This window comes from Providencia vermicola (genome assembly GCF_020381325.1).
Classification (GTDB): domain Bacteria; phylum Pseudomonadota; class Gammaproteobacteria; order Enterobacterales; family Enterobacteriaceae; genus Providencia; species Providencia vermicola.
Genome location: NZ_JAGSPI010000006.1, coordinates 141434 through 156790, shown reverse-complemented (window position 1 = coordinate 156790; position 15357 = coordinate 141434). Strand labels below are relative to the sequence as shown.

7 protein-coding genes are annotated in these 15357 nt (G+C 37.6%); 3 read left to right on the top strand and 4 right to left on the bottom strand.

What is annotated here, in order from left to right; all coding sequences use genetic code 11:
- Positions 1 to 30 precede the first annotated feature (30 nt).
- Both KDJ85_RS10420 and acrR read right to left on the bottom strand, forming a co-directional pair.
- A complete protein-coding gene (locus tag KDJ85_RS10420; protein WP_225819617.1) occupies positions 31 to 384 on the bottom strand; it encodes a DsrE/DsrF/TusD sulfur relay family protein in 354 nt (117 codons plus the stop codon).
- Positions 385 to 399: 15 nt separating this feature from the next.
- The gene (acrR, locus tag KDJ85_RS10415) at positions 400 to 1050 is read right to left on the bottom strand and encodes a multidrug efflux transporter transcriptional repressor AcrR (RefSeq protein WP_225819616.1); all 651 of its coding nucleotides are present in this window, start codon (positions 1048 to 1050) and stop codon (positions 400 to 402) included.
- Between the two features lie 134 nt (positions 1051 to 1184).
- On the opposite strand from acrR, the gene KDJ85_RS10410 reads away from it, so the two are divergent.
- From KDJ85_RS10410 to KDJ85_RS10400, 3 genes are all read left to right on the top strand, one after another.
- Positions 1185 to 2372, top strand: coding sequence for an efflux RND transporter periplasmic adaptor subunit (locus KDJ85_RS10410; protein ID WP_219246126.1), 1188 nt, complete (start codon positions 1185 to 1187; stop codon positions 2370 to 2372).
- Between the two features lie 15 nt (positions 2373 to 2387).
- On the top strand, positions 2388 to 5546 hold the full coding sequence (locus KDJ85_RS10405; RefSeq protein ID WP_225819615.1) for an efflux RND transporter permease subunit: 3159 nt from the start codon (positions 2388 to 2390) through the stop codon (positions 5544 to 5546).
- Between the two features lie 188 nt (positions 5547 to 5734).
- Positions 5735 to 6673, top strand: a complete 939-nt coding sequence (locus KDJ85_RS10400) for a two-partner secretion domain-containing protein (protein WP_225819614.1) — start codon at positions 5735 to 5737, stop codon at positions 6671 to 6673.
- A gap of 66 nt (positions 6674 to 6739) precedes the next feature.
- Here the strand turns inward: KDJ85_RS10400 and KDJ85_RS10395 are convergent, their stop codons facing one another.
- Both KDJ85_RS10395 and KDJ85_RS10390 read right to left on the bottom strand, forming a co-directional pair.
- Positions 6740 to 8125, bottom strand: a complete 1386-nt coding sequence (locus tag KDJ85_RS10395) for an SLC13 family permease (RefSeq protein ID WP_225819613.1) — start codon at positions 8123 to 8125, stop codon at positions 6740 to 6742.
- A gap of 351 nt (positions 8126 to 8476) precedes the next feature.
- Positions 8477 to 15277 carry a TcdA/TcdB pore-forming domain-containing protein gene (locus KDJ85_RS10390; RefSeq protein ID WP_225819612.1) on the bottom strand — a complete coding sequence of 2267 codons (6801 nt, stop codon included), beginning with the start codon at positions 15275 to 15277 and terminating at the stop codon, positions 8477 to 8479.
- Between the last annotated feature and the right edge of the window lie 80 nt (positions 15278 to 15357).

The window sequence follows — 15357 nt, the reverse complement described above, 5'->3', positions numbered from 1 at the left end:
ACGATGAGACTCACATTCTAAACCAACAAATTAGAATGTTAAGACTTTATCTGACGTTAATGTCCAACTGGCTAACTCAACTAATGTGCCAACTTCAACGCCATCCGCTAAAACTAACTCGCTGATACCACGGGAATCGGTACATGTCTTACATAATTTAACAGGCACCCCTTGAGCCGTTAAAATCTCTAACATTTGCTGAAGGTTATAACCTTCTTTCGGCTTTTGAGCAGCTAAACCTGCACAAACCGCATCTGACATTAAAAAGATTTTTAAATCTAAATCTGAATTTTGCTCTTTTAGCGTGATAGCAAGGCGCAATGAGTTAAATAAAGTTTCGCTACCATAAGGTGCGCCGTTAGCGATAATCAGAATAGATTCCATTTGTGTGACTCCAATTTATTTTATCTGGGTGGATTTAAGCCGTATTGCTGGATTACACTTTAGTGTCTCTAATAGTGTCTCAACCAACGTTATCGTGTGTTGATTTATATTAAAGTTCTCAGGTTGTAATAGCCAGTTTTCTAACAAACCCGACATTAATGAACGGATCATGATGGCAGCGCATTCAATATCAAGGTCAGCAGGTAATTGCCCAGCATCGATACAATCTTGCAAATTATCGACAATACGACATTGGCTAGCCACATAATTAGCCCGTTTAAAATCGACTAATTCAGCCATCTCACCAACTAATTCGCATTTTAAAAAGAAAATTTCCATCAACGCACGGTTTTTGGGGTTGTCGATAAAATCGGTCAAAATAAAAACTAATAATTCTCTTAGTATTGAAAGTGGATCATTGGTATATTTAGAACGATAATATTCTTCAGCTTGGATTATTTGGTTATCGCCAAACTCACAAGCCTGATAAAAGAGATCAACTTTATTTTTAAAATGCCAATATATTGCACCTCGGGTTACCCCCGCTGCTTTTGCAATATCGGCTAATGATGTGGCTGAAACCCCTCGCTCAGAGAATGTTTTGATAGCAGCATCTAATATTTCCTGGCGGGTTTCTTCAGCCTGTTGTTTAGTTTTTCGTGCCATTGTGACCCGTTTCTATCGAAAGCTGATTTACATACATTCGTGTATGTTTGTACTATAGCACAGTGATAAATCATATTGTTTACCATTTTTCTTATTTTTGTTTTGAACTCATATTGATTAATTGAGGTTAACTTATGCGAAAAAACAGAGGGGTGTTACCTCTGGCTCTGTTGGTTCTTTCAGGTGGCTTAGCTTTATCAGGTTGTAACGATGAACAACAAGGTGGCGGAGAACGCCCGGCGCCTGAAGTAGGAATTGTTACGCTGAAAGCCGAACCTCTGACTCTCAAGACCGAGTTACCAGGCCGTACATCTGCATTCCGTGTTGCCGAGGTTCGCCCACAAGTGAGCGGCATCATTTTAAAACGTAACTATAAAGAAGGTAGCGACGTAGAAGCGGGTACATCTTTGTATCAAATTGATCCTGCTCCTTTCCAAGCAACCTACGACAGTGCAAAAGCAGAACTTGCAAAAGCGCAAGCTAATGCAAATATCGCGGCTCTGACGGTTAAGCGTTATAAACCATTATTAGGGACGAATTACATTAGTCAGCAAGAATACGACCAAGCGACTTCAACTTATGCCCAAGCGCTTGCTGCCGTCAAAGCAGCCGAAGCAGCTGTTGAAACTGCACGTATCAACCTGAACTATACCAAAGTGACCGCACCAATCAGTGGCCGTACTGGCAAATCGAATGTGACTGAAGGGGCGTTGGTCTCTACTGGACAAGCAACTGAATTAATGCGAGTTCAGCAACTTGACCCTATCTACGTTGATGTGACGCAATCGAGCGATGATTTTCTGCGTCTTAAAAATGAGATAGCACAAGGCGCTGTGCAAAAAGAGTCTGGTCAGGCACCTGTTAGTTTAATTAATAACAATGGCCAAGAATACGCGCAAAAAGGTGTTCTCGAGTTCTCTGATGTCACCGTGGATGAAACCACCGGTTCCATCACTATGAGAGCCGTTTTCCCTAACCCGAACAAAGAGTTACTTCCGGGAATGTTTGTCCGTGCAATTTTAGAAGATGGCGTTGTTGAAAATGCAATTTTGGTTCCTCAACAAGGTTTATCGCGTACTGCTCAAGGTACCTCTCAAGTCATGGTTGTTGGCGCAGAGAATAAAATTGAAGTCAGAACGGTTAAAGCTGGACAAGCGGTTGGCAACAAATGGCTGATTAAAGACGGTTTAAAAGCAGGTGACCGCGTTGTCGTCATTGGCTTACAAAAAATCAAACCAGGAATTGTTGTGAATCCTAAGGAAGCAAACTTAGAAACGCAATCCATAGACAATCAGGCTAAACCTGAAGAAAAGTCTAAATAAGGGAGCGGCTGATTAATGCCTAAGTTTTTTATAGAAAGACCAATTTTTGCGTGGGTAATTGCGATTATCACCATGCTTGCTGGTCTGTTGGCAATTATCCAGTTACCTGTTTCTCAGTACCCGACCATCGCACCGCCAGCTGTTTCTATTTCAGCTAACTATCCAGGAGCGGATGCTGAGACGGTACAAAACACAGTAACGCAGGTTATCGAACAGAATATGAACGGTATCGATAACTTGGTATATATGTCATCGAGCAGTGACTCATCAGGTTCTGCTAGCATTACGCTTACCTTTGAAGCAGGAACTGATGGTGATATCGCGCAAGTACAGGTGCAAAACAAATTGCAACTGGCGATGCCATTGCTGCCACAAGAAGTTCAACAGCAAGGTATTAGTGTCGATAAATCAACAAGTTCGTTCTTAATGGTTGCCGGTTTCGTGTCTAACGATGGTTCGATGGGCCAATATGACATTGCCGACTATGTAGGTTCGAATATTAAAGACCCATTAAGCCGTGTAAATGGTGTGGGTGAAACACAGTTGTTTGGTACCCAATATGCCATGCGTATTTGGTTAAAACCAGAGCAACTCGTTAAATACAATATGACGACGACCGATGTCATTAATGCAATCAAGGTTCAAAATAACCAAGTTGCAGCAGGACAGCTCGGTGGCTCGCCGTCAATTGCAAACCAACGTTTAAACGTTTCAATCATTGCTCAGACACGTTTAAACAATGCAGAAGAGTTTTCTAATATCTTACTGCGTGTTAACCAAGATGGTTCGCAAGTTCGTATTAAAGATGTTGCGGATGTTCAATTAGGTGCCGAAAACTACAGTACCGTCGCGCGCTTTAACGGAAAACCTGCTGCAGGTATCGGTATTAAACTAGCGACAGGTGCGAACGCGTTAGATACTTCTAACAACGTACGTGCTGCGCTGGAAGAGATGAAACCGTTCTTCCCGCAAGGGTTAGAAATTGTTTATCCATACGATACAACACCATTCGTTAAAATCTCGATTAACGAAGTTGTTAAAACATTAGTTGAAGCAATCATGTTGGTTGTCGTGGTTATGTATTTGTTCCTCCAGAACATTCGTGCCACATTGATCCCAACAATTGCCGTTCCTGTCGTCTTGCTGGGTACATTTGCCATCTTATCGGCATTTGGGTACTCGATAAACACCTTGACCATGTTCGCGATGGTACTCGCCATTGGTCTACTCGTCGATGATGCCATCGTTGTTGTAGAGAACGTTGAACGTGTTATGCAAGAAGAAGGCTTATCACCGAAAGAAGCGACCAAAAAATCAATGGGTCAAATCCAAGGTGCGTTAGTCGGTATTGCAATGGTGCTGTCTGCGGTATTTATCCCAATGGCCTTCTTTGGTGGTTCGACAGGGGCAATTTACCGTCAGTTCTCAATTACCATTGTTTCATCCATGATCCTCTCAGTTCTGGTGGCAATGATTTTAACACCAGCGCTGTGTGCCACGATGTTGAAGCCAATTGAAAAAGGCAGCCATGGTAGCCAAAAAGGGTTCTTTGGATGGTTTAACAGAACGTTTGAAAAACAAGCTCACCACTACACAGACAGCGTAAGCCGCATGCTTAACGGCACAGGTCGTTACCTTGTGATTTACCTGATTTTAGTGGCAGGCATGGCATTCATGTTTGTTCGTTTACCGTCGTCCTTCTTACCAGCAGAAGACCAAGGTGTATTCCTGTCAATGGTTCAATTACCACCAGGATCAACACAAGAACAAACTCAAGCTGTATTAGATGAAGTCAACAATTACTACCACACTGACGAAAAAGACAATGTTGAATCTGTCTTTACCGTTGGAGGCTTTAGCTTTGCGGGTCAAGGTCAAAATATGGGTCTCGCCTTCGTCGTTCTGAAAAATTGGAGCGAACGTAAAGGTGATGAAAACCACGTTGATGCGATTGTACAACGCGCGAATATTGCGATGTCCAAGAAACAAGAGGCACTAATTTACGCCTTTAACCTACCCGCAATTGTTGAGTTAGGTACCGCAGACGGTTTTGACTTCGAGTTAGTGGATAAGGGTAACTTAGGGCATGATAAACTGATGCAAGCGCGTAACCAATTACTTGGTTTAGCAGCTCAACATCCAGAAATGCTCCAAGGTGTTCGTCCAAATGGTCAGGATGATACGTCACAATATCGTATCTACATTGACCAACAAAAAGCGCAGGCACAAGGCGTCGCAATCAGCGATATTAACGCAACACTCAGCTCCGTCTTTGGTGGAAGCTATGTAAACGACTTTATCGACCGCGGTCGTGTTAAGAAAGTTTACGTGCAAGGTGATGCAGAAAGTCGTATGTTGCCATCGGATATTAGCAACCTGTATGTTCGTAATAACCAAGGCAAAATGGTTCCATTCTCAGCATTCTTAGATGAATCCAAAGACCCTTGGAAATTTGGTTCGCCACGTTTAGAACGTTATAACGGTGTACCAGCAATGAATATTCAAGGCCAAGCAGCACCAGGACAAAGTACGGGTGATGCGATGCTATTGATGGAAAAACTCACGACTGAAAACCTGCCAGAAGGTATTGGTTATGAGTGGACAGGTATGTCCTATCAAGAACGCTTAGCGGGTAACCAAGCTCCTGCTTTATATGCGATTTCCTTGATAGTGGTATTCCTCTGTCTGGCTGCTCTTTATGAAAGCTGGTCAGTGCCATTCTCTGTTATGTTAGTGGTTCCATTGGGTATTATCGGAGCATTACTCTTCACCAGCGTTCGCGGTTTAGATAATGACGTATACTTTAAGGTTGGCTTATTAACAACCATTGGGCTCTCGGCGAAAAACGCAATCTTGATTGTTGAATTCGCTAAAGACCTAATGGAAAAAGAAGGTAAAGGGTTAGTTGAAGCAACGCTAAATGCCGTTAAGATGCGTTTACGACCAATCCTGATGACATCACTGGCATTTATGCTAGGGGTTATCCCGCTAGTGTTTAGTAATGGTGCAGGTTCAGCTTCTCAGAACTCAGTTGGTACCGGTGTTCTGGGTGGTATGTTTGCTGCGACTTCTCTGGCTATCTTCTTTGTTCCCGTCTTCTTTGTGGTGATCCGTCGCCGCTTCTCTAAGAAGTCTGAAGATATTGAACACAGTCATCCACCTGCAGCGCACTAATTGCTGATAATTAACATAATTATAAGAGCCACTGAAATGTGGCTCTTTTTTCTCCTTGACTCAATGTAGTTACCCCCTTTTTTCATGTTTCTATCAATCCCATACTATTTTTTAATTGCTTTGAAAAATGCATTCCACCTTATACTCCTTAGCGATTAAGGAATTTTTTAATAGCAGGGAGCTGATAAATGAAATCAATAACGACACAAACTATCACTATCTTTTTCTTATTTTCGCCATTAATTACTAATGCAAATGAACTCAGTATTGATAGAGCCAAAATCATCAATATCAATGAACCCCTTAAAAACCATATTTCATTCAATACGTTTGAGACCTTATCCTCAAATGAACATGGTTTGGTTTTTAATAATGATGTAGCGAGCAATGATAACTTAAGTGATAAGGCAGCAAAGTTAATACTCGCAGAAGTGACAGGTACCGAAGAAACTCAGATTCAAGGGATATTAGGTATCAAGGGACAACGAGCAAACCTTGTTATAGCAAACCCAAATGGTATTTCTTGGAAAAAAGGCGCTATAAATAATATCAATAGCCTATCTTTAATTGCTGGGAAATTAGAACAGCAATACACGAGAAATAAAGAAAATAAGAACCAACTTGAACCTAAACAAAAGGAGGATTACAGTAATCTTAAATTTTCAACCCAGCCGGCTGGGCTAGTCAGCATAAGCCAACAACAAGGCAATCCTATTCAGTTATCTAAAATGAATATATTTGCCGATCAAATAAAACTGCAAAATAACCTCAATATCAATGCTGCCTTGCAAAACTACATAAGTACGTCAGGCAGTGGAACACTTTCACCAAGTGAAGGTGTGATAAAACATAACACTAAATTCAAGACAGATATCCCATATTTTCAAGGAAATCACTTTGAATTAAGTGAACAAGCGAAATTAACAGGGCATACCGTGATGTTAGAGAGTCATCAATATCAATGCAGTAACGATTTTCTTTGCCCTCAAAACAAAATCGATATTCATGGGACAATTAAAGCGATGAATTTCTCATTGCGTGGCAACAGTGAAATGACATTTTCAAATACAGGAGTTCTTCAGATAGGGAAGAATCAACAAGCACTCGTCGCACGCCCCCCTCAATAATATCGAAATGCAACACAACAATGTAAAGCGGCCTCAAAAGAAGAGGCCGTAAGGTAGATTTTAGAATTACATCCAGAAGAACCAAGCAAATAATGAAATCACAATGATACAAGCGACATTCAGTACAGCTCCAACTCTCACCATTTCTATTTGGCGTATATAACCCGAACCAAATACAATCGCATTAGGTGGCGTTGCTACAGGTAACATAAAGGCACACGATGCCCCGATACCAATAATCATGGTTAGCACAATGACAGGCATACCCAACGCTTCAGCCACTGTTGCAAAAATAGGAACTAATAACGCAGCACTTGCCGTATTACTGGTAAATTCTGTCAGAATGATAATAAAGGTCGTAACCGCCAAAATAATGACAAACCAATGACTTTGACCAAATGTTAGTTGCATCCAATCTGCCATAATTTTACTTGCGCCAGAAGAGCTTAAAATTGCACTCAGTGTTAAACCACCACCGAATAACATCAATACGCCCCACTCTGTATTTTTTTGAATCTGAGACCAATTTGCGACGCCCGTAACACAGATTAGAATTGCGGCACTCATCGCAATGATGGTGTCTAAATCTTTCACGCCACCGAATGCATCGCTGATAAAAGTACTGGTGATCCAACAGACTACCGCTAACAAAAATATTATCATTGCAGTAATACGTTTACCGTTCCATTCAACATGTTCTAATTCAATTTCAAAGCGATGTTTAAGGTTTGGACGCAACATCATGTACATTAAAACAAACATCATCGGCAATAACACAACCATAATTGGAATGCCGTATTTCATCCAAGAAAGGAAATCTAAGCCTAAAGCAGAAGCCGCAATGGCATTTGGAGGGCTACCAACTATCGTCCCTAATCCGCCAATACTTGCACTGTAAGCAACACCAAGCAAGACAAACACAAACGTATTACGCTCATGACGGACATCAAGGTTGGACAAAATACCAAGCACAAGCGGTAACATCATTGCCGCTGTTGCCGTGTTACTGATCCACATTGACAAGCCCGCCGTTACACCAAACAACAGCAATACAGCAACAGAGAGGCGCCCACGTGCAGCCATTAATAAGCGATTCGCGATAAGCCTATCTAAACCTTGAATATGCAAGGCTGTAGCTAACGCAAATCCGCCAAAAAATAAGAAAATAATGGGATTTGCAAAGGATTTAAGTGCATCCCCTGTATTCATTAGCCCGAGTCCTACCGCTAAAATAGGGATACAGAGTGCAGTCACCGTAACGTGTATAGCCTCAGTCAGCCAAAGCACACCAATGAAAACCATCATTGCTAGCCCTGCATTCGCTTTTTCATCAAAGGGTAAGTATTTTAAAAGTAAAACTAGCAGCACAATATCAATCGCTAAAATAATCCAACCACGCTTATTTGTGGGGGTTGGACTTACTGCCGGCGTCAAAGATTCAGAAGCATCCATGTAAAACTCCATAGCTCGGAAGCAAATTGTTTTCGAGTATTATTGTTAATATTTATTTACGAGGTCTGAAATATAGAGTTAATTGAATGGAATGAAAATGTGGAGTAACCAAAAGTGCGATCTATGCCGTGTAATTGACTAGTTTTTACTATTAACTCCAAAAAACCGAACCATCACATCGCAAAATTCGAAGAGTTAAAAACCATCATATGAATAATGTACAATATAAATCTCTATTTAGCCCCCTGCGCAAGAATGAACGTAACTTGCTGATTTTTATATAATAAAATAACTTATTTCATTAGTTAATTTATTGCTATAAAAACCAGCTATGAAATCAATTAGTTAAACCTATGAGTAGGGTGATAAAAGTGGTGGTATCAAACTTACTGCACGTTCTGATGTAAAATAAGCACCAATGTCTTGCTGGGATAAATTAAGGTCAAAATTAAACATCGTTGCTTTTTCAATAATTAGATGAGTTTGATGTTCACTCATTGTGCTAAAATCACCTTGTTGTTCATTAAATAAACCTTCTGTATGTATTGTATCACGAGTAAATTCACTTAGACTCATAGTGTATGACTGATTATGTGTTCGGATCTTTAAATGATCATGCGTTTTAGACTGCTCACCAAACACCTGCCTAATAACTAATGATGTTGATGAATTTTTATCAAAAATAACTAAGTCAGCATCCCGACGAAACGTTATAAGTGATTGGCGATTTAATACGGGCAGAATGAGAATATCCTCTTTTTCATCATAACTATCGTTATCAATAATAATCGTTTGATAATTTAACCATGCTTCTTGGGTGATTAAGTAGCTATCTTGCCCTTCTCCACCACTTAAAATAATATTTTTCACGTTTTTAATTATTGATGGGCTAAGAATATCATGCTCTTTTCCACCTTGAATAATCAAAGAAGAACTTAAATGATTAACATTAAATTTATTGGCTGATGGGTTATTTGATAAATCAGCATAAAGTACCCCCGCATTTTCAGTAGAAATCAATAAACCTTCATCTACTCGCTCTACTTTATTAATTTGAATACCAGGGTAAAGGTCAATGATAGACGGTAAATCAGTTGGGTTATTGAGTACTGAGCCTTCAGAAAATGCAGACACTAATTCTTTTTCTGTTGCGAACTCTAGCCCATATAATTTCTTTTGTTTTTTATCAAAAATTACCCCACCAGAACACCCTGCATTTAGACCTAAAAATTGCAGTTCATTTTCTGAAGAAAGTTGATGTGCAATAATGACTTTCCCTTGAACACTCCATGCTGGAACTATTTTTTTATTATCAACACTTTTAATACCAAGTAATGCTAGAGTTGTTTTATTTTGGTAGAGAGATTCGATATCTCTCCACCAGAACGCACGATCCTGAAACCATTTATCATTCAATGCAACAATGAATGAATCCCCATTAGCATGTAACTGACTAACAACACCAAAACTATCAACAAGCAGTAAATTTCCTTTCCATGTAAATACGCTATCTAGATTAGGAGTGTACATAAACCATGCTGAAGGTTTAATCACATTTAATACATCTTGCCCCTCACCTCTTTGTTGATAGAGTGATTTTTCCTTGTCACTATAAAAGTAAAAGACTTCAGTCCCATCGTCATCAAATAATGATGAAACTAAATGTAAATCCTCAGGAATTGCCCAGTGACTTTGTTTCAAAGTACGATCTGCGGGAAACTGACCAAATCCTAACGAAGCAGATAGGTTAGGCTTAATCAGTTTATTATCTTTGAGTCTAATCCAGTAGCGGTGCTGAGCTTGATTATAATCACTTCCAGATATCATCACCAAACTGGCTAAGCTGGAGTATTTCAACTGTGACATTCCAAAATTATTTTTATTATCAATCAAGTAACGCTGTAAAATTTCTTCAGGTTCAGTACCTCCTAACTGAGTATGCGTGCTAGCTAAATCGACTAACAGTTCAGGTGCTGAAACAAGACTCACTAATTCAATATTGTTTCCCACAATTTGGTAGTTCACTACCTCTAGTGAGTCTTGATAACGACAAGAAAAATAAATAATATCCTCTTCTGACCAGACTTTTAGAATGTCTAAATTACGGGCCATTTTGTTTTCTAATCGGTATTCAGAAAGAACCTTTCCACTATTAAGATCTGTCACCCAAATCAGAGGCGAACCTACTGTATAAAAAATAGCCTTGTCATTTCTAACCCCCCCTAACAGTGCATTTTTTTTCTCTACATCAATTGAGTCTGTAAATAGTATTTTTTCCGTTTTCACATCAAAATAAGCACGGCCTACATTGTTTCCATTATGTTGATAATTTTTAATAATAACATACTGTTGATGTGTTCTATGCTCCAGAGCTAAAGTATGTAAATATGCATCAAAGCCTTTTATATTATCTTTCCATAAATCTTCATCAATACTTATCGTTTTAATTGATTTTTCTTTAAAATCTATCTCGTTTAATTCACTTTCATTTTTAATAATATAATATTTATTATCAGGGTTTTCACTCTCGATATAAATATCAACATCCCCCACTCTAATCCTATCATCTAATATGTTTATAGTTTCATTTTTGACCTCTTTTGAGTTAATTATCCATTGAGAAGAACTCTGGCAATTTGAGCAATCTGATAATGATAAGTTAACTCCTTCATTAATATTAATGGTATATTCTCCCCCACACGACTCTAGATTGTAACTAACAAATCCGTGCCACTCTTTTGGTAAATTAGGTATAATTAGATTACGTTTTTTATTGCCTAACCTAACACTTATTGGGGTATTAACATACTCATGGTAAATATGAGTAATTGTATTTTCACTTGGGAAAATATAAAAATCATAGTCAAAATTATTCGCCAGCTCTAGCCTACGAATAACATCAAAACCATTATCGTGCCTTGTTGTCGCCCCTGGCCATAAATTATAATCATACTTTATATATGATTTTGGTGTAATAGGTAAAAATATGTTCTCTTGTGACGAAAAATCTACGTTATGATATCTATTTGCATAACCTATTCCTGTACGAATATTAATTGCCTGCTGTCTATCATGTACCATAGTTGGAAAATTTCCAGCCCAAAAAATATAATTTTTTCGCCCCCCACCTGAAGATTTTGCACTCGTACGATAAATATATTGACTGTCAAATTCAATGTGGTTCGCTTGTAAGTCTACTGTTTTAAACACGGCGCCAAATTTAGGTACTAACACTTTATTATCTTTGGAATATTCATAACCATTACCTTGGTATGCTTGATCCAGTGCGCTAAAATACACACCAACCGCTTTTGCATTCTCACCTATGATGGCAAAATTACGCGCAAGTGCTGTGCAACCAATACCAAGCCCAGCAACAATGACTCCCATTCCACCTAAAGAGGCTGAAGCGGTCGTGTAACCAAAAGCATCAACACCTATAGCCGCAGCATTAGTCAAAAAACTTGCAGAATCAAAAGTGAGCTGAGTACTAAAAGTGATTGTCTGTGGCTCATTTTCAGCTTGTGTTATTTCATAAATATCAAACCCAATCAATGCACCATTAAAAAATGTCGATAGCCCCTCATTAGCAACTTTAGCGAGTGATGACGAAAAGAGATTCATTGAGGGAGATACTGTTTTTGTCTGGTAACTTAATGCGGTTTTAGTTAATTGCGCTATGTGAACAACATCTTTTGCTGTGCTATAGCTGATTAATGCATAGTTGACATAAGTATGAATTTTTAAAGCCATAGCTAAATTTGATGTATTCGAAGTTTCCGTATTTTCATTGCGGTTTCTGTCTTCTACCCACTGAATGATTGATTGAATCGCAATCCCTGCATTTAAACCATCAATTGAATCACCTTCCGCAGTTTGAGGTTTTTGTTTGAACTCCTCCTCAATAAGATGGTAATAACGACCAAACTCCATCATTTTTTCGAGGTTGTATTGGTGAAAATCGATAAAAGTTTTATCTGTTGTCTCAACCCACTGCGTCAAACTTGGATTGTCTAAATAAATAAGTTGAAGGCGATAATGCCCTTCTCTCTCTTCTTCTATATTATGGAACATAGGAAGCCATCGATTATCAAGGTTATTTTCTACAGATAATTTAACGCTTGCTTCATGAATTTTTTCTGCCCACTGATTTGCATCCAAGATGGATAGTAAACATTTTAATTGTAAATCTTGGTATATTTCATTTTGGCCTTTTAATATTAATCTTGCTTTATTCTGCCTCGCTTCTATTGTGCTAATCTCATTTTCATCGCTTAAATTTTCAACAGTAAGCTGGTTACCTATCGAAACCCCCCTCATTTTATGGGTATCAATATAAACCAAATTAAAAGCCGGCTTTCCATCTACTTCAAATGCAGAGTAATAAGGTGCAAATTTTTTCTCAGTAAAGAACTTTGTTATTGCATTAAATAAACTTTGGCTATCATCAAATACAAAGATACCAAAGTTAGGGTCATAGAAATAATAGTTGCTCTTACCATTTTCCACTTTTTTCCCTAACATCATTGAATGACTACTAGTATTTAATGCAAACATCATTGTTTCATCACGAACAGTTAATAACTCTTGAATCTTGTTTAAGCTCATTTTCCCATAGGAAAAAGAAGATTCAACAGCCTCAGTATTTGAATGTAGGTTCTTCAACCCCTCCTTTAATAAAATGGAATTTTCATCATCTGGATTTGCAGCAGCGACATAGAGCTTATCAATGAGTTTATCAGCACTATTTTGCCCCCCTTTTGCCAATGCAACAGACATCGCCCTAACCAAGGGGTAACAGCGCCCACCAGATTCACTTTTAATAATTGATAAGTAAAAGTCCTGGGGTATCAATCTATTAATTTTGCTTCCATTTTCATAAAAAAACTCGCTAATTTTCCCTGTTTCAATAAGAACTTTATCGATATATTCAGCATAGCCAGCCTCTTGAATCAACCGATATAATGCGCCTCTTTCTCTTGCTGAAAGCTCCGCTATCACGTACTGTTTTTTTAACTCCCAAGTCGTTGTTGTGCTATTAACATCTTTAAGCATAACATCATTATAGTTTTTCATTCCCTCATTGAATTCATTTCTAAATTCAATATTTTTTGATGTTCTATGTAAATACAAAAAGTTTTCATAGCGCTCGATTATTCTTAGCCGGCTATGTTCATCTACTTTAGATGATGAAGACCCTGACTTTATTCCTCGAACCACAAAGTCCATACCTTTATTCTGCTTAAGTGTTTGCAAATAAAAAGCATATTCAACCTCAAGTAAGCTCGAGTATATCTCATTAAATTGTTCATTTTTTATTTTATCTAGAACCTGATTAACATCTATCGTTGCTCGCATATCAGTAATAATATTTACATCATTAACTTTCTTTAGATTTAGTTCTATATTTCTAATTCTATTTCTTAACTCATCCGAACTCGCTTGGACTTTTCTTTTTACTTCATTAGCTAAATTTAACCAATGAGTAGAGTTAACTTTGTTTTCATCTGTGATTGAAGGCCCTTCAACTGTAGAAAAATAGACGCCTAGTTTTTTAGCAAAAATATTCAACTTTTCGTGTACATTTTTCCTGTAAAGATTAAATTCCGTTTTTTTTTCATCTGAAAAATAACTCTTCGTTGATTTTATTTTTACACTATCAGGAAAAAAGTGTAATCCCTCCTGATTCGTTCTATCTTGAAAAACTAATTTCCAATTTCCATCATCAAAATATAAAAAAATAAAGGGACTATCATGTTCCCTATTTTTATAATCTCGCTCATCTATAGCCATGGTAACATTATCATAGAGTAAAGAGCTGTTATAACGGCTATCAAAAAAAAACCTATATTTTGTCGAATCTAACTCTGTTACAATAACAGAGCCTTTATTAACCTTACTTAAAAATAAAAATTTATTTTTTGGAGATGTTTTTTCTATATCAATATAATTAGAAAAGTCTTTTCCTGCCTCTTTTAAGTTAGTATCTAAAAAATAACTCTCTAGCGCATAAGCAGGGTTTGAATGATAAGTATCATCGACATACTTTATTTCATATTCGAATTTTTCATTACGATAAAATACAACTTTCCCACTTGCTGGAATGTTGTTTACATCGTTGAGATAACCTGCATTAACTTTATATGAATAGCAAAATTGCTCGGGATTTAATTCAAATTGTTGTATATCTCGACTAGGAGCAGCAGTACTTAATTCTAAGTTTAAACTATTCAGCCCTGTTTTCAAAAACCTGTCTTTAATTGTTTGAGAAATAATAGCAGGATCTTTAGGGTCATAACCAAAACGTTGTAATGTTTTTGGTAATATGCTTTTTAACCTTTCACCTGTTAATAACGATTCTGTGACTGCCTTGGCCATAATCACTGACCTTGATTCACCATGACTACTGGATTGCCCCTCAACCGTTTCAGAGTAAGAGATCCCAGTCATTAGCCTTTTCATGCCAACAGGTGTATGTTCAATAAGTGCATCTGGTGGTAACAGTGATTTTAATTGCTGGCTAACTTCTTTAGCAGACACAGAATTCGCCTCTGCAAGGTAAATAACGGCTTGATCCGTTCTGTTACCTAAATTTCTTGGCCCCATAATTTTTGATTGAAAGACATTTTTTTTCGGGTCATTGTCATATAACTTAATTAAAGCATTTGCTAAATTAATGTAATTTTTCTTATTAACATTAACCGTCAATCGAGCCAGTAAATTTGATTTACTCAAATAACGTTGACGGTAATCTTTTGGGAAAATACGATAAGCACTTGCATTCAATTGTTGTTCTGAGCTTAATTCAAAAAAAGGTTCTTCAGTTGGCCCTTGAACTCTAATATTAACCTTTTCTCTAACCTCTGAATTTAGAAGAGCTCGAAACTCATCTAAAAATAATTTTTTTTCCTCAAGATTTAAGCTACTTGATTCTTTCGGGATATCATTACTATATAAGTGATAAATAATACTCGTTATTTTATCTTCGACGCTTCTTCTTTTTTCCCTGAGTACAGAATTCCATGATAAATTATTATTTTTATAACCAATTTTAATTTCATTAATTAAATCGATAACTTCCTGAAAAGTTTTTGCTTTATCTCTGCCTTCCCTTGAAATAGCAAGTAACATCTCATAACCTTTCTTTCTCATATTCCACCCTTTAATATCAAAATTAATTTATTTTTAAGATTTATTTCTATCACAGAAAATAAATCTTATTGAATTCATTT

Bases quoted from the DNA above. Each gene is read 5' to 3' on its own strand.
- KDJ85_RS10390 (WP_225819612.1), bottom strand. From the start codon at position 15,277: ATGAGAAAGAAAGGTTATGAGATGTTACTTGCTATTTCAAGGGAAGGC.
- KDJ85_RS10405 (WP_225819615.1), top strand. From the start codon at position 2,388: ATGCCTAAGTTTTTTATAGAAAGACCAATTTTTGCGTGGGTAATTGCG.
- KDJ85_RS10400 (WP_225819614.1), top strand. From the start codon at position 5,735: ATGAAATCAATAACGACACAAACTATCACTATCTTTTTCTTATTTTCG.
- KDJ85_RS10420 (WP_225819617.1), bottom strand. From the start codon at position 384: ATGGAATCTATTCTGATTATCGCTAACGGCGCACCTTATGGTAGCGAA.
- acrR (WP_225819616.1), bottom strand. From the start codon at position 1,050: ATGGCACGAAAAACTAAACAACAGGCTGAAGAAACCCGCCAGGAAATA.
- KDJ85_RS10395 (WP_225819613.1), bottom strand. From the start codon at position 8,125: ATGGATGCTTCTGAATCTTTGACGCCGGCAGTAAGTCCAACCCCCACA.
- KDJ85_RS10410 (WP_219246126.1), top strand. From the start codon at position 1,185: ATGCGAAAAAACAGAGGGGTGTTACCTCTGGCTCTGTTGGTTCTTTCA.